This window comes from Drouetiella sp. (genome assembly GCF_059504425.1).
The window spans coordinates 15138-37803 of sequence record NZ_JCACIN010000068.1; the positions used below are offsets into that span (position 1 = coordinate 15138).

The 22666-nt window shown below is 50.9% G+C and carries 15 protein-coding genes, 1 tRNA gene and 1 CRISPR repeat array; of the genes, 12 read left to right on the forward strand and 4 right to left on the reverse strand.

All coding sequences use genetic code 11. From position 1 onward, the window contains the following. Positions 1-49: 49 nt before the first annotated feature. Positions 50-1957 carry a type V CRISPR-associated protein Cas12k gene (cas12k, locus tag AC5JMP_RS16085; RefSeq protein WP_495852498.1) on the forward strand — a complete coding sequence of 636 codons (1908 nt, stop codon included), beginning with the start codon at positions 50-52 and terminating at the stop codon, positions 1955-1957. A 456-nt stretch (positions 1958-2413) separates the two neighbouring features. After that, positions 2414-3102: a CRISPR direct-repeat array (repeat unit 37 nt; unit sequence GTCGCAATCGCCTGTCCGAATTGGGGCAGGTTGAAAG). A gap of 268 nt (positions 3103-3370) precedes the next feature. Here the strand turns inward: cas12k and AC5JMP_RS16090 are convergent. Together AC5JMP_RS16090 and AC5JMP_RS16095 are read right to left on the reverse strand one after the other, a co-directional pair. Continuing rightward, positions 3371-3444, reverse strand: a tRNA-Val gene (locus tag AC5JMP_RS16090). A gap of 244 nt (positions 3445-3688) precedes the next feature. Continuing rightward, on the reverse strand, positions 3689-5530 hold the full coding sequence (locus AC5JMP_RS16095) for a caspase family protein (protein WP_495852499.1): 1842 nt from the start codon (positions 5528-5530) through the stop codon (positions 3689-3691). A 160-nt stretch (positions 5531-5690) separates the two neighbouring features. Between AC5JMP_RS16095 and AC5JMP_RS16100 the strand changes: the two genes are divergently transcribed. Next, positions 5691-5864, forward strand: a complete 174-nt coding sequence (locus AC5JMP_RS16100; RefSeq protein WP_495852500.1) for a 50S ribosomal protein L32 — start codon at positions 5691-5693, stop codon at positions 5862-5864. A gap of 253 nt (positions 5865-6117) precedes the next feature. Continuing rightward, the gene (locus AC5JMP_RS16105) at positions 6118-6714 is read left to right on the forward strand and encodes a sulfite oxidase-like oxidoreductase (protein WP_495852501.1); all 597 of its coding nucleotides are present in this window, start codon (positions 6118-6120) and stop codon (positions 6712-6714) included. Positions 6715-7204: 490 nt separating this feature from the next. Here the strand turns inward: AC5JMP_RS16105 and AC5JMP_RS16110 are convergent, their stop codons facing one another. Next, positions 7205-8125, reverse strand: coding sequence for a peptidoglycan-binding domain-containing protein (locus tag AC5JMP_RS16110; protein ID WP_495852502.1), 921 nt, complete (start codon positions 8123-8125; stop codon positions 7205-7207). A 276-nt stretch (positions 8126-8401) separates the two neighbouring features. Here AC5JMP_RS16110 and AC5JMP_RS16115 point away from each other — a divergent pair, with 276 nt between their 5' ends. The 8 genes from AC5JMP_RS16115 to plsY all read left to right on the forward strand — a co-directional run bounded on the left by AC5JMP_RS16115 (position 8402) and on the right by plsY (position 17616). Further along, positions 8402-9469, forward strand: coding sequence for an ADP-ribosylglycohydrolase family protein (locus AC5JMP_RS16115; RefSeq protein ID WP_495852503.1), 1068 nt, complete (start codon positions 8402-8404; stop codon positions 9467-9469). A 283-nt stretch (positions 9470-9752) separates the two neighbouring features. Next, complete coding sequence (locus AC5JMP_RS16120; RefSeq protein WP_495852504.1) at positions 9753-12287, forward strand: HD family phosphohydrolase; 2535 nt, start codon at positions 9753-9755, stop codon at positions 12285-12287. Between the two features lie 412 nt (positions 12288-12699). Continuing rightward, entirely contained in the window at positions 12700-14064 is a 1365-nt protein-coding gene (locus tag AC5JMP_RS16125) for a 16S rRNA (cytosine(967)-C(5))-methyltransferase (protein ID WP_495852505.1), read from the forward strand. Between the two features lie 113 nt (positions 14065-14177). After that, positions 14178-14375, forward strand: a complete 198-nt coding sequence (locus AC5JMP_RS16130; protein ID WP_495852506.1) for a hypothetical protein — start codon at positions 14178-14180, stop codon at positions 14373-14375. 77 nt (positions 14376-14452) lie between these two features. After that, the gene (grpE, locus tag AC5JMP_RS16135) at positions 14453-15163 is read left to right on the forward strand and encodes a nucleotide exchange factor GrpE (protein WP_495852507.1); all 711 of its coding nucleotides are present in this window, start codon (positions 14453-14455) and stop codon (positions 15161-15163) included. 178 nt (positions 15164-15341) lie between these two features. Then, a complete protein-coding gene (locus AC5JMP_RS16140) occupies positions 15342-15782 on the forward strand; it encodes a peroxiredoxin (RefSeq protein ID WP_495852508.1) in 441 nt (146 codons plus the stop codon). Positions 15783-15955: 173 nt separating this feature from the next. After that, a complete protein-coding gene (locus tag AC5JMP_RS16145; RefSeq protein WP_495852509.1) occupies positions 15956-16849 on the forward strand; it encodes an isopenicillin N synthase family dioxygenase in 894 nt (297 codons plus the stop codon). Positions 16850-16914: 65 nt separating this feature from the next. Beyond that, positions 16915-17616, forward strand: coding sequence for a glycerol-3-phosphate 1-O-acyltransferase PlsY (plsY, locus tag AC5JMP_RS16150; protein ID WP_495852510.1), 702 nt, complete (start codon positions 16915-16917; stop codon positions 17614-17616). Positions 17617-17776: 160 nt separating this feature from the next. Here plsY and topA read toward each other — a convergent pair whose 3' ends face one another. Continuing rightward, positions 17777-20512, reverse strand: a complete 2736-nt coding sequence (gene topA, locus AC5JMP_RS16155; protein ID WP_495852511.1) for a type I DNA topoisomerase — start codon at positions 20510-20512, stop codon at positions 17777-17779. Positions 20513-20826: 314 nt separating this feature from the next. On the opposite strand from topA, the gene AC5JMP_RS16160 reads away from it, so the two are divergent. Continuing rightward, the gene (locus tag AC5JMP_RS16160) at positions 20827-22419 is read left to right on the forward strand and encodes an NAD(P)H-quinone oxidoreductase subunit N (RefSeq protein ID WP_495852512.1); all 1593 of its coding nucleotides are present in this window, start codon (positions 20827-20829) and stop codon (positions 22417-22419) included. Positions 22420-22666 lie beyond the last annotated feature (247 nt).

The window sequence follows — 22666 nt, forward strand, 5'->3', positions numbered from 1 at the left end:
ATGTGTTTATAGTACTCTTGTTCCATCGACTCAACTGCAAGAGAAGTTTATGAGTCAAAGTACCATCCAGTGCCAGTTAACAGCTAACGAAGCCACTCGGTCTTATCTCTGGGCGTTGATGGCAGAGAAAAATACTCCTCTGATCAACGAACTCATCGGGCAAGTCACCAAACACTCTGACTTTGAAACCTGGAAGCTTAAAGGCAAAATTCCCTCCAGTGTGGTTAGCCAACTCTGTCAGCCCCTCAAAACTGATCCGCGTTTCATAGGTCAACCTGCCCGGTTTTACACATCAGCCACTCATGTCGTAGATTACACCTTCAAATCCTGGCTAGCGCTGCAAAAACGCTTAAGCGATACATTACAGCGAAAAATTCGCTGGTCAGAAATGCTCAAAAGTGATCCAGAGCTAGTTGAACTAAGCGGATGTAATTTAGCAACCATTCGAGCTAAAGCTGCTGAAATTCTCGCGGTTGCTACAAACAAATCTCAGCAGGGAGGGACTGAACCTTCTCAGAAAACTAGGAAATCCAAGCAGCCCAAAGATTCTGCTCCTGGTCGAACAGTGTCCAGCTTGTTGTTTGAAGCTCACCGCAACACCCAAGACATTCTCAGCCAATGTGCCATTTGCTATCTGCTTAAAAATAGCTGTAAAGTTAGCGATCGCGAAGAAGATCCCGACAAGTTTGCCAAGCGTCGGCGCAAGGTCGAGATTCAAATTCAACGGCTCCAAGACCAAATTGAAGGGCGACTGCCTAAAGGACGCGATCTAACAGGTCAAAGTTGGCTCAATACTTTGGCGATCGCCACCTCAACGGTTCCTGTAGATAATGCAGAAGCCAAACGCTGGCAAGACAAACTTTTGACCCAATCTACCTCTTTGCCTTTCCCTGTCTCCTTTGAAACGAATGAAGACTTGGTGTGGTCAAACAATCAGAAGGGGCGTATCTCTGTTCGCCTCAACGGGTTAGGTGAGCATACCTTCCAGATTGCCTGCGATCAACGACAGCTTCCCTGGTTCAAGCGCTTTCTAGAAGACCAGCAAACTAAACGAGAGGGCAAAAATCAGCATTCCAGCGCTTTGTTTGCCTTGCGCTCTGGTCGCCTCGCTTGGCAGGAAGGCAAGGAGAAGGGTGAACCTTGGAAAGCAAATCGTTTAATCCTCTATTGCACCGTCGATACTCGCTTATGGACGGCTGAAGGCACAGAACAGGTTCGTAACGAAAAGGCAATAGAAATTGCCCAAACCCTCACTCGCATGAAGGAAAAGGAAGGTCTGTCACAGACTCAACAAGACTATATCAAACGATTAGATTCCAGCTTGACTCGGATCAATAGCCCTTTCGATCGCCCCAGTCAATCTCTCTATCAACCTCTGCCTCATATCCTGGTTGGCATTTGTTTGGGATTAGAACAGCCTGCCACAGTTGTTGTTCTAGATATCAACACTAATCAAGTTCTAACCCACCGAACTGTCCGGCAACTGCTCGGCAGAAATTATGCCCTCCTCCTGAAACGGCGTCGCGAACAGCAGCGAACAGCCCACCAGCGTCACAAAGCTCAAAAACGAGATGCTCCTCGTTCACTGGGTGAGTCCGAATTAGGGCAATATGTCGATCGACTTTTGGCGAAAGCAACGGTAGAACTGGCTAGAACCCACAGAGCTAGCAGTATCGTCGTCCCCAAGTTAGGCGATATGCGGGAAATTGTTCAAAGCGAAATTCAAGCCAAGGCAGAGCAAAAAATTCCAGGTTCCATTGAAGCACAGCAAAAGTATGCCAAGCAGTATCGAATCAATGTTCATCGCTGGAGTTACAGCCGACTAATTGAAAGTATTCGTGCCCAAGCGGCTAAAGATGGAATTGCGCTTGAGGAAGGACGGCAACCCCTGCAAGGAAGCTTAGAAGAAAGAGCAAAAGGAGTGGCGATCGCAGCCTATCAATCCCGTAAAAAGTAAATGGGATTGCTTCAAAACATTTGCACCTTGAAAACCTGAATATGTAATAGCGCAGCCGTTCATGTTGTTTACAGCCTCTGAACTGTAATGGGTTAGTTTGACTGTTGGAAGACAGTCGTGCTTTCTGACCCTGGTAGCTGCTCACCCCGATGCTGCTGTCTCTTGAGACAGGATAGGTGCGCTCCCAGCAATAAGGGCGCGGATGTACCGCTGTAGTGGCTACCGAACCACCCCCGATCAAGGGGGAACCCGCTTCCATTCTTCATTTCAACCATTGGGAAACCGCAAATAATTTTGTGTGTTCCGCGCAACTTGGGAAACTCGTATGGTGATTGGTTTTGACCGTTCAACTAACAATGAGTTTCCCGAAAGAAATGGTTTCGAGAGGGACAGGTAACGTGAACCGCGCAAATAGCTCCTGATACTACTGATAAAAGGTTGTTTCAGAGGGGCGCTGTCGCAATCGCCTGTCCGAATTGGGGCAGGTTGAAAGCTATATGGCTGTTACAACTCCAAACACGATCGCTTGTCGCAATCGCCTGTCCGAATTGGGGCAGGTTGAAAGCACAAGGTTTGCCTCTATCTAATCGTACGGAGTTCGTCGCAATCGCCTGTCCGAATTGGGGCAGGTTGAAAGGATCCTCCCGCGTATGGTACTGGGGATGTTGATAAGTCGCAATCGCCTGTCCGAATTGGGGCAGGTTGAAAGCTTTAGCGATGTCTCCGATATCTTCAATCCCTTGAAGTCGCAATCGCCTGTCCGAATTGGGGCAGGTTGAAAGATAGGCGGCGACCTCTTTAGCAATGTTGCGAACCGTCGCAATCGCCTGTCCGAATTGGGGCAGGTTGAAAGCATCCCAATGATTCCAAATTTGAGCGATAGCCGTGTCGCAATCGCCTGTCCGAATTGGGGCAGGTTGAAAGGTTGCAATTCGGCTCTAGTCGAAAGCGATCGCGATCGCGTCGCAATCGCCTGTCCGAATTGGGGCAGGTTGAAAGGACAGGAGAAGCTTAGAATCCCGAATAGGCACAAGCGTTACAATCGCCTGTCCGAATTGGGGCAGGTTGAAAGGTATCTGACAGCCAATTTCTAACTCTTGAAGGGGTGGTCGCAATCGCCCGTCCGAATTGGAGCAGGTTGAAAGCAGCCTGCAAACCGAGATGGCGAAGGCGACAACTGGTCGCGAGCGCCTATTCTAATCGAGAAAGTTGGAAGCCCTTAGCTTCTCAGATCGAGGAAGTTTGATTTAATTAAAAAGCGGGTTGAAAGAGAGCACCACGTTGACACTCTAGATGACACTAATTTGTCACTAGCAATTTAATGACACTAATTTGTCCAGATGACATTAAAGAGTCACCGACGACACTAATCTGTCACCGATGACATTTAATTAGTCACTGTACAACAACTTATGGACACAACTGGACTCGAACCAGTGACCCCCACGATGTCAACGTGGTGCTCTAACCAACTGAGCTATGCGTCCGGAACAGTCACTAACTGTAGCATAGTCAGAACAGAGGGAGCAAGAGGGTTTAACTTTCTAGCAGAGCAAACACGTACTCTAGATGTGAAGATCAGAGGTGATAATTTAGGAAACCACTCACGTTACAGCCCTCTCAGTCCTCTGTGCCCTTGCTCAAGACTTCAAACATCTGAGAAGACCCACGAGCAGAACGCTTAGTGGAGCATGAGAAATTTCCTGATGCCAATCTTCAGCGCTCCATGAATCAGAGCTGTGAATTCCACTTCGCGATCGCCTCTTGAGCGGCAGCGTAGCTGGGCGTATTTTGAGGAATAAGCTGGGCTGCTTGGATCGCCAAATCATAATCTCCCTCTTGGGCACGATCTTCAGCCAAACCTAAGGTCAACTGGCTCCATTGGGCGATCGCCTGTTGAGCCTGGGCATAAATTTGGGGGTTGTCGTTAGGAACAAGCTGCGCTGAGGCAATAGCGGCACCATAGTTGCTGGCAGCCGTGGGTGTAGAGCTACCATTTTTTCGATCGGCTCGCCCCTGAGCCATGTCCAAAATAATCAGACTCCAGCGATCGATATCAATGTGGGCTTCTTCAAACAGCGGTTGACCCAGCTTGATCTGCCGAGCTTTGGCGATCGCATCAGCAAAATCAGAGGCTTGGTTTTCGGCTGAAGCTTCTCTCGATCGGCTGAGGATCGTCCGAGCTTCGCTCAGGATTCCTCGATTTGCCTGTTGCAGCAAGCTTAAGTAGTCGGCGTTTTGCTGCTCTTTTGGAATTGCCTGAAGCTGCCGCCTTGCGTCTTCATATTGTCCAGACTGAATGGCAATTTGCACCGACCCCAATGGCGATGCTGGATCGATCGCAAGGCTTGCCGCAGGTGAGCCTAAATCCGACGAGCCTGGGTTAATGGCCTGTTGGGGTGCCTCTGATTTTGTTAGCGGAGAGGCTGTCAGAGTTTTCCAGTTGCGTGCTACGACGGATAGGAGAAGAACAGCGGCGATCGCCCCACCCCAAACCACTAGCCGCCGCCAAAATTGGGCATCCACTGCCTGATTGGGTGCCTGATTAGGCATCGCGTGAGGTGAATTTTGAGGCACAATCACCTCATCAGTCGTAGCCTGGGCAGTTGCAGCCTGAGCCAGCGGCTCGATTTGCAGATTGAGTTGCGGCATCAGAATCGTCTCTGGGACAAGCACACTAGAGTCTCCTGGGAAGGGAGCTACGAGCGATCGCTCTAGCAAGGCTGCATCTGAAGAGGTGCTGGAAGCCTGGTTTTCGAAGCCTCGATAGACTGGAGGGGTTCCACCTACTGCCGCCCCCAAGAGCCGCCCTTCCACCAGTCCGGTAGCGGCAGCTGATTCAGGCACAATCAACTGATGCTTTTTCTCGGCAGGAACTGTTGCCAAGGGATCTTGTCGAGGTCGCCAGTGGTGTTCGCTCAGTTCAGGTAGGCGATCGCTCAAATACTGGACGAGCTGTTCTAGCGATAGACAGCCGCGATAGCGCATTCCTTCAATCAAGGCGGCGGTAAATAAGCCCTGCCTTAAAGCCAGAGTCTCATGGGAAAACTGATCGGGGTGCGCCGACAAAATTGCCGCCATGTTTTGCTCTTGGGCTAGAAGAATTGTCTGATCGCCCACCCCTTCTCCTGTTAAGACACTCTGGCTGCGGTTTACATCGAGGGTTAACAAAACATTTTGAGTGGGTGCAGAAGCAAAGGTATTGAACAGAAACTCGATCGGGATAGCTGTGTAGGCGATCGCATCAGGGCTACCATCCGCAGGTATTAAATAATCTTTCCCCCCAAGCCGAACGCCATAGCCGCTAAAAAAGCACCAGAGAAAGTCTCCAGGCTGAAGCCTCGTGTGACAAAGCTGCTTAACGTAGGCTTGAATGATGTCGCGGCTGGGGTAAGTTGCCGTTTGCTCAATTGCTGGAGAAGTGTCGGTCAGCAGCAAACAGCGCTTGGGAGAGAACCCTGCCTCTCTAACCAAAAAATCTCGAAAGAGCTGGGCATCGCGCTCGGCATAGTTCAGCGGCTGGAAGTTGCGATACCGATTAATGCCGATGGCGATCGCCCAATGGTTTGTCATTTTCAGTCAGCCTAATTAAAACACCGTCAGAACATTCATCAACCTGACGACCTATTATATTTAACCCGGTGCGAAATGGGCGATCGACGCGAACCCTTCACATTTTTTTGGCTCAGCAGCTACTATAGTAAGACTGTGAAAAATTTCGGTACCTTCAGTCATGGCTACTCCTAAGAAGAAAACCTCCAGCTCTAAGCGGGACAAGCGGAAAGCAACCTGGAAGCATAAAGCAGCTGTTGCAGCCCAAAAGGCGCTTTCCCTAGGTAAATCTGTCCTTACCAATCGCTCCACTGGGTTCGTATATCCCCAACCTGATACAGAAGAAGAAGAGTAAGGTTTGCTAGACGTAGGTCAGCGCTCAATTTATTTTGTAGTAGAGTTTAGGTACGGAGAAAACAGTTTTCCGTGCCCAAACTTATGGAAATTTTTGAAGGGTCGAAATTTGCTGAAAATTTAGAATGCTGTCCCAAGCGTTGCTTCTCTCAGCGGCGTCTCAAGATTATTTCTCGGTATTATTAGAGTCAAAGACTGTCGGCTTCGTTTGTCTTCCACACTCACTGATCTTCCACACTCACTGAGATCAACCTATGCTGGGCAAATTCTTCCATAAGCCAGATCCTGAGCTTCAGAATCGCGTTCCGCCAGGGCAGCATCTTGCCAAGGGTTTTCCTGTCCTAACCTATGGTGATACTCCAACCGTTGCACCTGAAAATTGGGAGCTGAAAGTTTGGGGACTCGCACAGCCCAAAACATTTACATGGGCAGACTTGATGGCGATGCCTCAAAAGAGCTTCACGGCAGACTTTCACTGTGTCACCACTTGGTCAAAGCTAGACGTGGAGTGGACAGGTGTGACTGTAACCGACTTCATGAAGCACATAGAGGTTGACCCCAAAGCCGTCCACATTATGGAACATGCCTACGGCGGCTACACCACAAATATTGCTATGGAAGATTTCCTACGCGAGGAAAATTTCTTTGCCCACACGCTGTTTGGCGAACCCCTCCCTGCCGATCACGGTGGCCCTATGCGCTTAATTGTTCCTCACCTTTATGCTTGGAAGGGTGCCAAATGGCTGAACGGTTTGGAATTTCTGGAGCAGCCGGATCTCGGTTTTTGGGAGCGTAATGGCTATCACAAACGCGGCGAGCCTTGGGCAGAAGAACGCTATAGCTCTCGTTAAGCTTTCTCTTGAAAAACTAAGCATTTCAAGCAATAAGCCTTTAAAACTCAGCGGGTCTGATCACTGTGACCAGACCCTAAGGTTTTGTTGATTGCACTCAAATTTAAGAGTAGGGTGGACGATAAACCACAGCATCCCTATCGCTTGGGGAGATAATCCTTACCTCTTTAGGAGGTTGTAGCTTTGGCGATTTGCGTTTTGGCATCTTGGGAGATAAAGGCTAGAAGCCAAGCCAGACGCAATATCTGCTTACAGGGTGATCATTTCGATCTGGTAGTATCTTTGCCACGATCGAATGCTGTGCTCGGAATTAAGCAGGAGGCACTAGGCTTAAACCGAGGAATGTTGGGGTTGCTTTTGTGTGCCTAGATTCAAATTAGCACTGCTTCTGAGGAAACAAGCCTTCTGTTTGCCAAAGTTGGCAAAAGTTAGCAGAAATTTATCACTGCACAAAGAAATTTTTCATCTTAGGCAAGGTAGGTGAAGAGCATCACCGTAGCAAGGCTGTCCAGGTTGCAGGGCCTACAATTCCATCGGGTTCTAAGTTGAAGCTCCGCTGTGCTGACTTGACCGCCTCTTGGGTTTCTGAGCCAAACACGCCGTCGATCGCTCCTTTAAAAGCGCCAATGGCTTTCAAACGCTCTTGCAGACCGTTCACAGCAGAACCGCGCATTCCTACCCGCAGAATGGGCAGGTCTACTGAGACTGGAGCAGAAGGCTGGGGAGTGGGAGTCTGGGGAGCAGAAGGCTGGGGAGAACTTTGGGGGGCGGGAGTTTGGGAAGCAGGGGGTACGGCGGGGGTAGAAGCGGGAGGCGTGACTGAGGTAGAGGGTGACTGAGCCGTAGGCGACGGAAACGTTGAGCTTGGCGCAGCCGTTGGAGTGGGAAAAGAACTGCTTGGCGGAGTAGCACTGCTGTTAGCGATCGCTCCCCCATTCAGCGGAGAAGCCGCATTGGTAGACCCTGCGTCTGGAGCAGTTGCTGTGCTGCTGCCGCTGACGACGGGCGAGGGTGGCAGTAGGCGAGTCCAGGTTTCTGAGCCGACTATACCATCTGCCTGTAATCCAGCAGCCTGCTGAAACGCCGCAACAGCGCTTGTGGTGCTATCTTGGTACACGCCATCGATCGCTCCCCCATAAAATCCCAGCAATTTCAGCAAGGCTTGCAGATCAGAGACAGCCTCGCCCTGACTACCCTGTTTCAAGATAGAGCGATCGCCAGATGCATCGCCTGAAACTGATGGAGTGGCAGTCGGAGAAGCAGAAGTTTGAGAACCTCCGGTTTGCTCTTGACCGTAGGTCGGTGAAGGATTCGATGCCACTATTAACATTAGGCTCAGAGAGGCGATCGCTCCTCTAAGCACAAACCGAGGATGAGCGAAAAAAGCGAAGAACAGTGCCTGAGATATCATACGAACAGCCGTCTTTTAAGTAGTCTTGTGGATTCCAGTTTTTATTTCACAAGCTTATAAGCCGATTCATAAGCTCATATTCTGGTTCGTAAGCTTATGAACTATAGCTCACTCTGATTTATTTGAAATAATTTACCTAAGATAATTTACTCGCCAGTTTGCTTACCAGTTTGCTTAGGACATTTTTGGTGGGGCGCGCAGCGCCCCACCAAAAATGTCCCCATCCTAACCGCTTTGGCGGTTGCTATAGGTCAATAACCCAAGATTGTCTCTGCTATGCGCCATACCCTATCGAGTCGATTTCAAGGTGGTTTCCTGGGTGCAGCAATTGGAGAGATACTGGCGGCTCGTTTGGCGGCTCATCCATCTGAGGCAAGGGCTTGGGCTGAGATAGGCTTCGGGGGATCGCTTGGTGCGCCAGAGCCTTTAGCATCAGAGCCTTTAGCATCGCACTGGGGAAAATGGACGATCGACCAAATGTGTCGCCTAACCCGTTCTCCTTCAGCGTTTTCTGAACCGCCGACCAAACCGCCGATGTCATTGGCAGGGCTGGCGATCGCTCTGCTGCCCCTGGCTTTTTTCTACCACGAAGATTCCCATTTATTGAACCGCCAAGTGCAGCGAAGGCTTGATCAGTGGCAGATGCCACGCGAAGCGGGGATGGGCGCGATCGCGATCGGTTACGCCATTAGCTTGATTCTTCGAGAGCAAGTTCAGCCTCTTGACCTAATTCCTCAAATTCTGGCAGAGATGCCTGACTCAGCTGCGCTGACAGACACATTGACTCAGGTACAGAGCTGGCTAGTTGAAGCCTCGATCGCCAGTCAGTTTTCAGCTCACAGGCTTTTTGGGGTTAATTCCCTGCCCGTTTCTATCTCAGTCTCTCCGACGCTGGTTTCGCTGGAGACAATTCCGATCGCCCTTGCCCTATATGCTTTTCTAAGTACGCCTGAAGATTTTCGTCTTTCCCTACTACGCGTTGCTCAGTTTCCGAGTCAGAATGCTTGTGTCCATCGCTTAACCTGTAGCCTAACTGCCGCGCTGTCGGGTGCGCACAACGGTAGGGGAGGATTGCCTCAAGACTGGCGTAGACTGCTTCGTGACGACCTATCTCGTGACAACCTAGCTCGTGACAACCTAGCTCGTGACAACCTAGTTCGTGACAATCTAGAGAGACGATCGCCTCTCTCCCTTTCGTGGGATGTGAGATCTGAGAGTGAGCTTTTAGAGTGTGTTAACAGATTTGTCTCAGCTTGGTCAGGAATGCATAACCCAGTGCGCCATAATTTATACTCTAACCCCCCTGTGGCTGTGTCCATCCCTCGAATCATTCGACCTATTTGATTGTGTATATATCAATAGGTGAAACAATGGATTTCATCGAAATGTAGCTCAGGTATACTAAGACTGAAAAACGCTGATGTCTGCTGTTGCGAGGCGTGATCTGTTGTTGCAAGGCATGAGCTATGGGAACTTTGCTTATAGGGCATCCTCCACCCGCATTTATCCGGCTCGTACACTCAGTTTGATATCAGATTTTGATAAGCCTAGCCCTTGACGAACTTAGATTTTGATAGACTCAGTTGTTTCGGTAGTTAACTTCAATATGGCTATTTAGTGCAGCTTGATGAAACCCCTTCGATCGCTAACCCAGCGGATTGCTCAATGGCGGCAGCAATGTCTCTCTTCAGATACTTCTGCTGTACCCACAATGTTTGAGCAGTTAGCGCTCAATTTAGTAAAAAAATGGATAGCTCAGGCAGCATCCTTTGGCAAAAAAGCTCAGGAATACCTTCATCCTGACGTTTTGTTAGCTTCACTCCTGCGTCCCAATCCGCTACGGCGAAAGACCCGCCCCAATGAACGAGTGCGTTCGCGCCTGCTACTGCTCATTGCTGTGGTTTCTTTAACTAGCGCTATTGGCTACCGACTCTACAACGAGCCGCAGCTTGATGTGGATACGATCGCGCCCCAAACTCTGAGGGCAACGGCTTCAGTCAGCGTTGTCGATACCAAGACCACTGATGCCAGCCGAAAGGCAGCTCGTATGGCTGCAATTCCAGTATTAGCCATTGATCCAGGGACGAATCAGGAAATCTATCGATCGCTGCAACGGTTGCTCGATCGCGGCGCGAAACTCCGTCAGGCGGCAGGTTCTTTTCCCTTTGTAGAAACTTCGGTGTTGTCTACGGCGGCGCAGCAGTATTTGCGGCAAGCGGAAGAATGGGATTGGCGATCGGCGATCGCGGCAGTGGAGGGAGAACCTGTAAACCTGAAGCGATCGGCAACTTCAGCCGCTAATGCTAAGCCCAATGCTCCCAGGAGTTCCTCTCTACAAATCGCCATTATTGAGCTTCAGTCCTATCGTCGTGCTTCTTCAGAAGACTTTTCAGCTTTGAAGGAGGCAATTATCCGCGCTCGTCACCGATACGGTAATGCTGTGGCTATCCTGTCAACAGATTCGCTCAACAAAGCAGATGCTCTCTATGATGTGAGGCTGCTCAATCTGACAGATGCTGAATGGGTCAGTACACAAACTTCGATTCGCACTGTCCTAGAACGTATTTTGAGGCAAGGCATAGCCGCAGGTATGCCTAAGCCCCTCCTGGAAGTGGCGGTAAAAACCCAGATAGAGGCAGAAGTAGAGTCGGATATCGTCGATTTGGCAACTCGTATCCTAATGGGAGTTCTTAAACCTAACCTTGTTCAGGATCAAGAGCAAACGAAGCAACTGGCTGAACAGGCAGCCCAAGCGGTTCAAGAGGTGAGAGTAGACATTCGGCAAGGTGAAGTCATTGTCGAGGCGGGTCAACCCATCACCCAAGAGGATTTTGTCCTGCTGGACTATTTTCATATGAGCCGCCGCCGTATCAATGGACTAGGGCTATTGGGATTTGGCAGTTTGGTGAGTGGCGCTGTTGGGCTGTTTTTGTGGGTAGAACGGCGATTTCACCCCGGACTACGCCATCGCGATCATCTGTTGGTATTGCTGCTGACGCTAAGCACGCCTCTGGTAATGGCGCTCAACGTTCCGGTGACTAATCTACCTGCTGTGGGTTTGTTAGTGGGCAGCTTCTACGGTTCGGCATTGGGCGGCATCACGGTGGCTCTGTTGAGCGTGATCTTACCAGTGGGTATGGAGGTTCCCTGGACGAGTTTTATCGCTAGCGCTGTAGGTGGTTTACTGGGAGCAATGGTTGCGGGTCGATCGCGTTCTCGCGAAGATCTAGCGCTTTTGGGGGGCATCATTGGCATTACTCAGGGCTTAGTCTACTTAATCTTGACGCTGATTTCGAGTACGGCGACGACTCCTGTCTGGTACATTGTGCTGACTACGGCTGCTTTTCAAGGCTTGGTGGCGATCGCTTGGAGTGTGGTTGCCTTGGGCGTTAGTCCTTATCTGGAACACCTATTTGATCTGATCACGCCGATGCGGTTGGCTGAGCTTTCTAGCCCAAATCGTCCGCTGCTCAAGCGGATGGCTTCTGAGGCTCCCGGTACGTTTCAGCACACGCTGTTTGTGGCAACTTTGGCGGAGGCTGCTGCGCGGGTTTTGGGCTGCAATGTAGAGTTAGTGCGGGCAGGTACGCTGTACCATGACATTGGCAAAATGCATGATCCGCTGGGGTTTATTGAAAATCAGATGGGCGGTGCTAATAAGCATGATGCGATTAATGATCCCTGGGAAAGTACGGTGCTGATTAAGAAGCATGTGAGTGAAGGGATTGTCATGGCGCGCAAATATCGTTTGCCTAAGGCAATCGAGGCGTTTATTCCTGAGCATCAGGGGACAATGGCGATCGCCTATTTTCATCACCAGGCGCAGCAGTTGGCTCAGGCTGAGCCAGGTATCGTGGTAAATGAGGATTTCTTTCGCTACAAGGGGCCAATTCCTCAATCTCGCGAAACGGCGATCGTTATGCTTGCCGATTCCTGTGAGGCGGCTCTACGAACGCTAAAGGATGCCAGTTCTGAGGAGGCGTTGGCGATGGTCAATCGGATTCTTCGGGCGCGCTGGCAGGATAATCAGCTTATGGATTCGGGGCTGTCTCGTTCGGATATGACTCAAATTGCTGAGATTTTTGTTCAGGTGTGGCTTCAGTTTAATCATCAGCGGATTCCTTATCCGAAGGCGGTGATTGCGCCTGCGTCGTCTTCATAAAATAGATATCTTGCAAATTAGGTTGAGTAGGGGCTGCGCCCCTACTCAACCTAATCCCAAAACTTTAATCTGCAAGAGGTTTAATATGGATGGCTTGGGCTTTGTAAATTTATAGGGCTTTGTGAATTTATAGGGCTTAGCCTCAAGTGCTATCTGAAACCCAACAGCCTTGGGGGTCTCCCCCAAACCCCCGGCGGGGGACGAAGCACTTCCCCCACACCCCCTCCGCATTAGGTTTTAGAGGCGAGGCAGAGGGCGCGTTGCATGGGTGGGCGATCGGGCGGTCATTGGCTCGAAATCTATGGCTGTTGCCAGTTTGCTTAGGACATTTTTGGTGGGGCGCGAAGCGTCATGAATGTCCTTGTCCTAACCGCCTTGGCGGTTGCTATAAAATCTAAGATCTAAAATCGTTATGAAAGGTACGGCGCGGCAGGTGGCTTTTTTGGCGTTGCGATCGGTGAATCGGGGCGCGTTTGCGGATGTGGCGCTGGATCGGGCGCTGCGGCAGGTGAAGCTGGGGGAGAGCGATCGCCGACTTGCAACAGAGTTGCTTTATGGCGGGATTCGTCGTCAGCGGACGCTCGATGCTCTGATCGATCAGTTGGCAACTAAGAAGTCTCAGCAGTCTCCTGATCTGCGGCTGATCTTGCATTTGGGGCTATATCAACTTCGCTATTTAAATCAGGTGCCGAATAGCGCTGCTGTGGATACTACGGTGGAGTTGGCTAAAGCGAATGGTCTGGCGGGGTTGGCGGGATTTGTAAATGGTATCTTGCGGCAATATGCCCGACTCATGGAGGTGTCTGATCCGCTGGTTTTGCCTGACGATCCGGTGGGTCGAATTGCGGTGCAGCATAGCTACCCTGATTGGATGGTGCAGGTCTGGATAGAGCAGTTTGGCGATCGCTCAACGGAGCTGCTCTGTGAGTGGCTAAATCGATCGCCTCAGATCGATCTGCGCATCAATCCTTTGCGCACGACCCTTGAGCAGGTCGAAATGGCGTTTAGGGAAACTGGCGTTGAGGTGTGTCGGGTTGCTTCTCTGCCTCAGGCATTACGGTTGCCGTCTGGGGCGGGGGCGATTCATCAACTGCCTGGATTTGCGGAGGGCTGGTGGGTGGTGCAAGATAGCAGCGCTCAGTTGGTTAGTCATTTGCTGGCTCCGCAGCCGGGAGAGGTGGTGATTGATGCTTGCGCGGCTCCGGGAGGGAAAACGACGCATCTAGCGGAGTTGATGCAGGATCAGGGCACGGTTTGGGGTTGCGATCGCCATGCCTCGCGGTTGCGCAAGCTGCACGAAAATGCCGCCCGGTTACAGCTTCATTCAATTCAAACAGTAGTGGGAGATAGCCGCGAGTTTACTCAGTTTACGGGACAAGCCGATCGCGTTTTGGTTGATGCGCCTTGTTCGGGCTTGGGAACCCTACATCGTCATGCGGATGCCCGCTGGCGACAAACACCTGAAACGGTACGGGAACTTTCGCACCTGCAAATGGAACTATTAACTCACGCAGCTACCTGGGTTAAGCCGGGAGGTACTTTAGTCTATGCTACCTGTACGCTGCATCCGGCTGAAAATGAGGCGATCGTCCAGGCGTTCCTGGAGCAAAATGCTTCTGCTGATCAGCCCCATCAGCAAGCAACTTGGAAAATTGATCCGCCAGAGTCAGATCATCCGGCTTTTAGATTTATCACTCCGCAAGGCTGGCTCAAGGTATTGCCTCAGCAGGAAAACATGGATGGTTTCTTTGTGGCGAGACTGCGGCGATCGGCGTAAGTTCAAGTAGTTTTTTAAAGATTTAGTAAACTTGCCATCCAGTTGAGTTAAGTTAGTATCAAGAAAGACAACGACTAACCTTTAAGCGAGTAACAAGAACGCGAGTGACTACTATGCAAATGGTAAGAATCCCCAGAGAAATCCTTCGGAACCTTGCTGAAGCTATCTACGCTCAGTCGAAGTCTGATGAAGAATTGAGCAAAGCCCTGGAGTCTCTTCGTCAACTTCCTGAAACCACAATTGGCTACGAAGTTGCCCGTTTTGTGGATACTCGCCGCGCAATGTCTCTTCCCACACTACGAGTAGGCTAAGCGCTCGACTCTAGAAGTTTCCATTACAGATCCACTACAGAGATTTGAGCAGCGGTTCGAGCCAATCATAGCTTTGAATGAAGTCTAGTAGCAACTCAACCTATAGCGCTCGCCTGCGATCGCTGATGCAGGCTTCTGACATCGCTAGTTTCAAAGCCCTAGGTCGAGCTGCGCAAGTCTCAGATTGGCAGATTGATCTGTTGCGTCGGGGTCAAGCTGATCGGATGCGGCTTGCGGCTTTGAGTAAGCTGAGTCGCGCTCTGAGTATCCCCTTGGCTAGACTCCTAGAGGATTTTTCGGAGCTGCATAGCCTTGAAGCTGCTACCTCGAAGTCCATCCCGGATACTGAGTCAGACAGAGACGCATTAAGTGCTGATATTCTGCGTATGCAGCAAGAGTACGATCGCCTACAGCTTCAAATGGAGCAGCAGCGAGAAATCTTGCGGCACGAGTTTCAGCAGAGTTGCCTGCGATCGCTGGAGTCTTGGCTGATTCAGTTTCCAACGTTGGTCTACGCTGCCCAGCAAAATCCTCAATTTCCAGCTAAGAACTTTTTGCCGTTTATCCGTCCGTTAGAGCAGCTCTTGCAAGGTTGGGGGGTGGAGGCGATCGCGCCTGTAGGAGCAGAAATTCCTTACGATCCTCAAATCCATCAGCTTTTAGAGAGCCAAGCTGAGCCAGGAGATTTAGTCAAAGTCCGCTACACCGGGTATCGTCAAGGTGAGAAGCTGCTGTATCGCGCTAAAGTAAGCCCGGTGATCGCGGACAACCTCAATGAAGGTCGCTGAGATTATTTCATCTCTGCGACTCTCGTTTGTGCGACAGAATTAAAGTTACAATCTGTAACCGGACATACAGTTAAAGGTAGTCCTGAAAGGGTGAGGCTTCTTCATCGCGTAGGCAAAGCTCACGCCGCAAAAACCTTTACGCAAACCACTGCCCAGTTAAATATGAGGGATTAAATCTATGTCTCTGAAAGAAGGTGCAACGGCTCCCAGCTTCACCGTCAAAGATACGAACGGCAACACGGTCTCATTGTCCGATCATGCGGGTAAAACGGTCGTGCTGTATTTTTATCCCAAAGATGACACCCCCGGATGCACTAAAGAAGCCTGTAGCTTCCGCGATAACTATTCTGCCTTCCAGGGCAAAGATATTGTGGTGTATGGAGTCAGTATGGACAGCGAATCTTCGCACAAGGCGTTTGCCGAAAAGTTTAATCTGCCCTTTCCCCTGCTGGCGGATGTAGATTCAGTTCTTACCCAATCCTATGATGTCGCAGGTGGCGGCTACTCTAAGCGCGTTACCTATGTAATCGACGGCGAGGGCAAAATTATTAAGGTCTACGATAGTGTCAAGACAGATACCCATGCGACGGATATTCTGGCAGATTTGGGCATTGCTTAACTAGAGCGCGCCACCTAGTAAGGCTTAGCAATGCTAAGCCCCTACAGCAGGTCGGTTGTACCAGTTATTTAATCCACGATCCCAGGTATTGGTCAGACTATTCATCCAGTGCTAGGCTTCTCTATGGCACCGGATGGATAGTTTTTTAGTTATTTAGCTCGGCTTCCCACACTTTGACCCAAATCCCTATTATCGATTTTGCGCCTTTTACCCAAGGCACTGCGGCTGACAAGCAGCGCGTGGTTGAGCAAATTTATGATGCCTGCCACGAAATTGGGTTCATGTATCTACGTAATGGCATCAAAAAACCGCTGCTCGATCGCCTCCTCACTCAGTCGCAGCAGTTTTTTGATCTGCCTGTTGCGCTCAAAGAACAAGTAGCGCGATCGCCCCAAACGAACTGTGGCTACGTAGGGTTTCAAAAAGAGCGCTTGGATGCCGCCAAGCCCTGGGACTTAAAAGAAGCGTTTAATGTGGGTCTTTACACCGTTTGGCCCGCTCAGCCGGAGAGCTTTCAGGCGGTCGTTTCAGAGTTTTATCGGTGCTGCACCACTATCTTAGCCCCCAACCTATTGCGGGCTTTTGCGATCGCCTTCCATTTACCCGAAACATTTTTTGACGACAAGCATGGTCAAAACTATGTGCTGCGAATGCTCCACTACCCTCCCATTTACCAAACGCCTGAGCCAGGGCAACTTCGAGCTGGAGAGCATACAGACTATGGCAGCATCACGCTGCTCTTCCAAGATGAGGTGGGTGGCTTAGAAGTGCAGACTCGTCAGGGCGAGTGGATCGCGGCTCCCCCTATTCCAGATGCGCTATTGGTGAATGTGGGGGATGCCATGCAGCGCTGGACAAATGACATTTTGTGTTCAACACCGCACCGCGTCATCGTGCCCGAATTGGCGGCTCAGCGATCGCGCTATTCTGTGGCGCTCTTTTGCGATCCCAATCTAGACGTTGAAATTTCTTGTCTGGAGAGCTGTCAGAGTGCCGATCGTCCCTCTCGCTATCCCCCTATTTTGACCCACGACTATCTGGAGAGTCGGTTCGCAGAAACCTACTGATCTCCATTGCTGTCCTCAATTACCAGTAAACTAGGCTTGTGCCAAATTTGCTCAGATTAACGCCGATGAGTAAACTTTTATCTGTAGTTTTTGGGTCAACGGATTCCGGGGCAGAGCTACTTTGGATACCTATCGGTCTACTTGTAGCCGCGATCGCCTATCTGCTTGGCTCTATTCCAACCGGGTACTGGCTAGGCAAGATCCTAAAAGGCATTGACATTCGAGAACACGGCTCTAAATCTACGGGAGCAACCAACGTGCTGCGAACCTTGGGCAAAACCCCGGCGCTAATTGTGCTGCTGGTCGATCTGCTCAAGGGCATTGCTGCTTTAGCCTTTACCCGCTGGTTTTATGGGCTGGCGATCGCCTCTGCAATTCCTCCAACCGTTGATCCACAAACCTGGACAACTTGGGCAATCACACTGGCAGCGCTAATGGCAGTTCTAGGGCACAGCAAGTCAGTCTGGATTAAATTCACAGGCGGAAAATCGGCGGCTACAGGCTTAGGAGCGCTTTTCGGTATGGCTTGGCAGGTGGGCTTAGGGGGAGCGATCGTCTTTGGTGTGGCGCTGGCAATTTTCCGCATTGTTTCCCTTAGCTCGATCGCCACAGTCATAGCCGCCATGATTTTGATGGTGGTGTGGCAACAGCCGTTTGCTTTTCAGCTGGCAACGATCGCGGGTGGACTCTACGTCATCTGGTGTCACCGCGCCAATATCAAGCGCCTTTTGGCAGGAACAGAGCCTCGAATCGGGCAAAAAGTTTAATCTGCCTAGGTCTTGAAAAACACACTTTGTAAACTTGCCAAAACCCAAACCTGCATTCATTCTAGTGAAGAGATTCAGGGTGGCGCGCGGGGCGCGCGCCACCCTGAATCTCCCCGTTTTAACCTAGGTGAGTACCGCTATAAATCTGGACAGCGTGACTTTACTCAGAAGGCTCAGACTTTGGGGATTTTGTTGACTTACGAGCCGTTGTCGATTTAGCGCTAGTCGTCGATTTTGTGGTCTTTGTCGATTTTGCAGCCGTCTTAGTCGTCTTCTTTGCGGTCGTCGATTTTGTGGTGCCTGTAGACTTTGTAGTGCCTGTAGACTTAGAGGTCGATCGCTTGCCCTTCTTCGTCGTCCCCGCCTTCTCAATCAGCGCCTGTACCGCAACTTCCATTGCGATATTCTCAACCGTTTCGCCCTCTGGCAGCGAGGCGTTCACTTTGCCATGCTTAATGTAGGCTCCGTAAGGCCCGTCATAGATATTGACCGGTTCGCCATCTTCAGGATGTGGCCCCAATTCTCGCAGCGGGGTCGTAGATTTGCTTCGTCGCCCAGCTTTGGGTTCGTTGAGCAGCTCCAACGCTCGTTCTAGGGTGACGGTCAAAACATCGTCCTCTTTTTTGAGCGATCGATAGTCTTTCCCTTCTTTGCCCTGGTCATGCACCACGTAAGGGCCAAATCGCCCAAGATTTGCCTGAATTCTCGCCCCTGTGTCGGGATGTGCGCCCAGCAATCGCGGTAGAGCTAGCAGATTTACCGCCATCTCTAGCGTCACATCCTGCGGATTTACCCCTTTGGGCAGCGAGGCACGTTTGGGCTTGGGATTTGCCTCGCTTTCGTCACCCAACCGCACGTAAGGGCCATAAGGTCCGATCATCTGATAAATTGGTTCGCCCGTTTCTGGATGAAAACCAATCTTGTCAGGACCTTCAGTCTTTTGCCGAAGCAGGGTTTGCACCTGTTCTGGGTTCAGATCGGCAGGAGTCAAATCTAGAGGAATGTTGGCTTTCACCACGCCCTCTTCACCATCTATTTCGAGATAGGCTCCATAGCGCCCGATGCGAACCTTTGCCGGAAGACCTTCCAGGACAATCTTCCGAGCCTCGTTCGGATCGATCTGGCTATCTTGCTGCTTGACCTGCGTGTCTAGCCCAGTCTCGCCCAGGTAAAATTTCTGCAAATAGGGCAGCCATTCGGCTTCGCCTGTAGAAATTTCGTCTAGGGTTTGCTCCATACGCGCTGTAAAGCTGGTGTCTACTAAATCGGGGAAGTAGGTTTCTAGCAGCGCTGTCACTGCAAATGCCGTAAAGGTGGGCACCAGGCTATTGTTGGTCATCTGGGCATAGCCCCGATCGATAATGGTGCCAATGATGCTGGCGTAGGTGCTGGGGCGACCAATGCCCTCGCTTTCCAGAGTTTTGACCAAGGAAGCTTCGGTATAGCGGGCGGGCGGCTGGGTTTCGTGGTCGATCGCCTCTAGCTCCTGACACTCAGGATGATCGCCTACTTGCAGGCTGGGCAAAATTACTTCCTGATCTTCGATCGCCGCATCTGGGTCGTCCGAGCCTTCGACATAGGCCCGAAAGAATCCCGCAAAGTCAATCCGCTTACCCGTGGCGCGAAATCCAGCATCCTCTGCCTGGATCTGCACCGTGATGTTGGTCTGACGAGCTTCTGCCATTTGGGTGGCAACGGTGCGCTTCCAGATCAGGTCGTACAGCCGCAGCTCCCGATCCTTGAGTCCTGTCTGCTGAGGCGTGCGGAAGGTGCCGCCTGCTGGACGAATTGCCTCATGGGCCTCCTGTGCACCCTTGCTCTTGGTGGAATACTGGCGCGGCTCAGGGCTGAGGTAGGCGGAACCGTACATTTGCTCGACGCATTCTCTGGCTGCGCCGATCGCCTGCTGCGACAAACTTACCGAATCCGTCCGCATGTAGGTAATGTAGCCCTGTTCGTAGAGGCTTTGCGCTGTCCGCATGGTGTCTCGTGCCGACAGCCGTAGCTTACGGTTAGACTCCTGTTGCAGCGTCGAGGTCGTAAAGGGTGGCGAAGGTTTGCGGGTTGTTGGACGCTCTTCTAGATTAGTCACCGTCCAAGCGCTGTCCTGTAGACGGGCTTGCAGCGCCAAAGCTTCTTCTTCACCCAGCAGCAAGACATTTCGACCGCTGATCAACCCTCCGGTCGCTTCGTCAAAGTCGGCTCCGGTGGCGATCCGAGTGCCGCGCAGAGTCACCAGCTTGGCTTCAAAAGGGGCTTTATCTTTGCTCAAACTGGCTTTGAGATCCCAGTAGGTTCCTCTGCGGAAGGCGCGCCGCTCTCGCTCTCGCCGCACCAGCAGCCGCACAGCCACAGACTGCACCCGACCTGCTGACAAGCCCCAAGCAATCTTTTTCCAAAGCAGGGGCGATAGGGTGTAGCCTACGAGGCGATCGAGAATTCGTCGAGTCTCTTGGGCATGAACTAGCTGTTCATCTACGTCACGGCAGTCGGCTAAGGCTCTTTGGATTGCCTCTTCAGTAATTTCATGAAACACCATGCGCTTGATGGGCACTTTGGGCTTCAAAACCTGTAGCAGGTGCCAGCTAATGCTTTCTCCTTCACGGTCTTCGTCCGTTGCCAGAATTAGCTCGTCAGCTTCAGCCAATGCGTCTTTCAACGTCTTGACCGTCTTTTTCTTGTCCTGCGGAATGACGTAAAGCGGCTCAAAATTTGCGCCCACGTTCACCCCAATCTTCGCCCACTCCTCACCTTTTACTGAGGCTGGGATCTCGCTGGCAGACTGCGGCAAGTCCCGCACATGACCCATGGAGGCTTCGACACGATAGCCTTTGGGTAGGTAATTGCGGATAGTTTTGGCTTTGGTGGGAGATTCGACAATGACAAGAGTTGACATGGGATCGATGGTGTTCCAACGACAATCTAAACGGCTGAACAAATTGAGAGCTGCTGCTGAGGCTTAATTGCCGCCTAATTGCCAAGGTTAATTAGACTCAGAGCCAGACAGAACTGTCTCTAACTTACCCTCAATCTCATTCGCCCTCAATGATCTCTTTATAGTTGATATCAGTAAAAACTAGGGTGAATTCTATAGATTGGTGAAAAAAATGGGTTAGAACTTACGCCAAATTTGCACCAAGATTTTGAGGGAATCTCAAGATTTTTGGGTTCCCAAGGTATGATTCACTCATATACCAGAAATTTATTCCTATGGACTTTGCCAATCTTGCAGCTCAGTTGAATGCCAGAGCGATTCTGCCAGAAGCCATTGTGATTGCCACTCTGCTCATAGTGCTGGTGGTTGATTTAATTACGGGACGGTCTTCTACTCGATGGACACCCTACCTGGCGATCGCTGGATTGCTTGGGTCGATCGCTGCCCTGTTTTTTCAGTGGAATAGCCTTGCCCCAATTGCCTTTCTTGGAGGCTTCAATAGCGACAACCTCAGCGTCATCTTCCGAGGCATTATTGCGATTGCGGCAACAGTGACTATCCTGATGTCGATCCGCTATGTCGAGCAGTCTGGAACGTCTTTGGCAGAATTTATCGTGATTCTGCTGACAGCGACGTTGGGGGGAATGTTTCTCTCTGGTTCTGATGAACTGGTGATGATCTTTGTCTCGCTAGAAACCCTGAGTATCTCTTCTTATCTGCTTACTGGCTACATGAAGCGCGATCCGCGATCGAATGAGGCGGCGCTCAAATATTTGCTAATCGGTGCAGCCAGTTCGGCGATCTTCCTCTACGGCATGTCCATGCTGTATGGGCTATCGGGGGGTGAGACAAAACTGGGGGCGATCGCAGCTAGCATGCTTGCCCACAATGGGGAGCAGCCGCTGGGTGTAGTCATTGCCCTAGTGTTCGTAATTGCTGGAATTGCTTTCAAAATTGCAGCGGTGCCCTTCCACCAGTGGACTCCCGATGTCTATGAAGGTTCGCCAACTCCTGTGGTGGCTTTTCTGTCGGTTGGGTCTAAGGCCGCGGGGTTTGCCTTGGCAACCCGACTACTGGTCAACGCTTTCCCAACTGTAATTGAGCAGTGGCACTTTGTCTTAACTGCCCTGGCGATCTTGAGCATGGTGTTAGGCAACGTGGTGGCGCTAGCGCAGACCAGCATGAAGCGAATGTTGGCCTACTCGTCGATCGCTCAAGCCGGATTCGTCATGATCGGACTGATTATCGGCACAGATGCTGGCTACTCCAGTATGCTGTTCTACCTGATGGTCTATCTCTTCATGAACCTAGGCGGCTTTGCCTGCATTATTCTGTTCACTCTGCGGACGGGCACCGACGAAATTACTGAGTATAGCGGCTTGTATCAGAAAGATCCGCTTTTGACTCTGTGCATGAGTTTGTGTTTATTGTCGTTGGGTGGCATTCCGCCTCTGGCAGGTTTCTTTGGCAAGCTCTATCTATTCTGGGCAGGCTGGCAGTCAGGTTCCTATGGTCTGGTGCTGGTGGGCTTGGTGACGAGCGTCATCTCGATTTACTACTACATTCGTGTGGTGAAAATGATGGTGGTCAAAGAGCCGGAAGAAATGTCTGAGGCGGTCAAAAACTATCCGCCAACTCAATGGAATTTGCCCGGAATGCGCCCTTTGCAGGTGGGTTTAATCGTTTGCCTGATTGCCACCTCGCTAGCAGGCGTTTTGTCTAATCCGCTGTTCACTCTGGCAAATGATTCGGTTGTTGGTACTCCTCTACTTCAGTTTGCTCGTGTCGCTCAGCCCGTAGCTCAGGATGCAAAGCTCAATGTGGCAGCAGAGGTCTCAGGCACAGAAGTCTCAGGTACAGATATCTAAACAGGTATAGCGCTACGCGCTTAGATCCAATGAGTTATTTTTTGAGAGCCGCGCTCCGCGCGGCTCTCAAAAAATAACTCGTCCTAACTCAATTACGTAGGGCTATATCTAAATAGAAGTCTCGAAAAATTGAGTGCTGTCCGGAGGACAGCACTCAATTTTTTGGATTATGCCAACTTATGGCAACCGCCTTGGGCTCTTCCCAACTTTTGGTGATCCTGAAATCCTTTTTCAGAAGGTTTGTTAC

What these genes read in the sequence shown, in the direction of transcription:
- AC5JMP_RS16105 (WP_495852501.1), top strand. Translation starts at nt 6,118, where the DNA reads ATGCTGGGCAAATTCTTCCATAAGCCAGATCCTGAGCTTCAGAATCGC.
- AC5JMP_RS16120 (WP_495852504.1), top strand. Translation starts at nt 9,753, where the DNA reads ATGAAACCCCTTCGATCGCTAACCCAGCGGATTGCTCAATGGCGGCAG.
- AC5JMP_RS16140 (WP_495852508.1), top strand. Translation starts at nt 15,342, where the DNA reads ATGTCTCTGAAAGAAGGTGCAACGGCTCCCAGCTTCACCGTCAAAGAT.
- plsY (WP_495852510.1), top strand. Translation starts at nt 16,915, where the DNA reads ATGAGTAAACTTTTATCTGTAGTTTTTGGGTCAACGGATTCCGGGGCA.
- topA (WP_495852511.1), bottom strand. Translation starts at nt 20,512, where the DNA reads ATGTCAACTCTTGTCATTGTCGAATCTCCCACCAAAGCCAAAACTATC.
- cas12k (WP_495852498.1), top strand. Translation starts at nt 50, where the DNA reads ATGAGTCAAAGTACCATCCAGTGCCAGTTAACAGCTAACGAAGCCACT.
- AC5JMP_RS16125 (WP_495852505.1), top strand. Translation starts at nt 12,700, where the DNA reads ATGAAAGGTACGGCGCGGCAGGTGGCTTTTTTGGCGTTGCGATCGGTG.
- AC5JMP_RS16160 (WP_495852512.1), top strand. Translation starts at nt 20,827, where the DNA reads ATGGACTTTGCCAATCTTGCAGCTCAGTTGAATGCCAGAGCGATTCTG.
- AC5JMP_RS16110 (WP_495852502.1), bottom strand. Translation starts at nt 8,125, where the DNA reads ATGATATCTCAGGCACTGTTCTTCGCTTTTTTCGCTCATCCTCGGTTT.
- AC5JMP_RS16100 (WP_495852500.1), top strand. Translation starts at nt 5,691, where the DNA reads ATGGCTACTCCTAAGAAGAAAACCTCCAGCTCTAAGCGGGACAAGCGG.
- AC5JMP_RS16130 (WP_495852506.1), top strand. Translation starts at nt 14,178, where the DNA reads ATGCAAATGGTAAGAATCCCCAGAGAAATCCTTCGGAACCTTGCTGAA.
- AC5JMP_RS16115 (WP_495852503.1), top strand. Translation starts at nt 8,402, where the DNA reads ATGCGCCATACCCTATCGAGTCGATTTCAAGGTGGTTTCCTGGGTGCA.
- grpE (WP_495852507.1), top strand. Translation starts at nt 14,453, where the DNA reads ATGAAGTCTAGTAGCAACTCAACCTATAGCGCTCGCCTGCGATCGCTG.
- AC5JMP_RS16095 (WP_495852499.1), bottom strand. Translation starts at nt 5,530, where the DNA reads ATGACAAACCATTGGGCGATCGCCATCGGCATTAATCGGTATCGCAAC.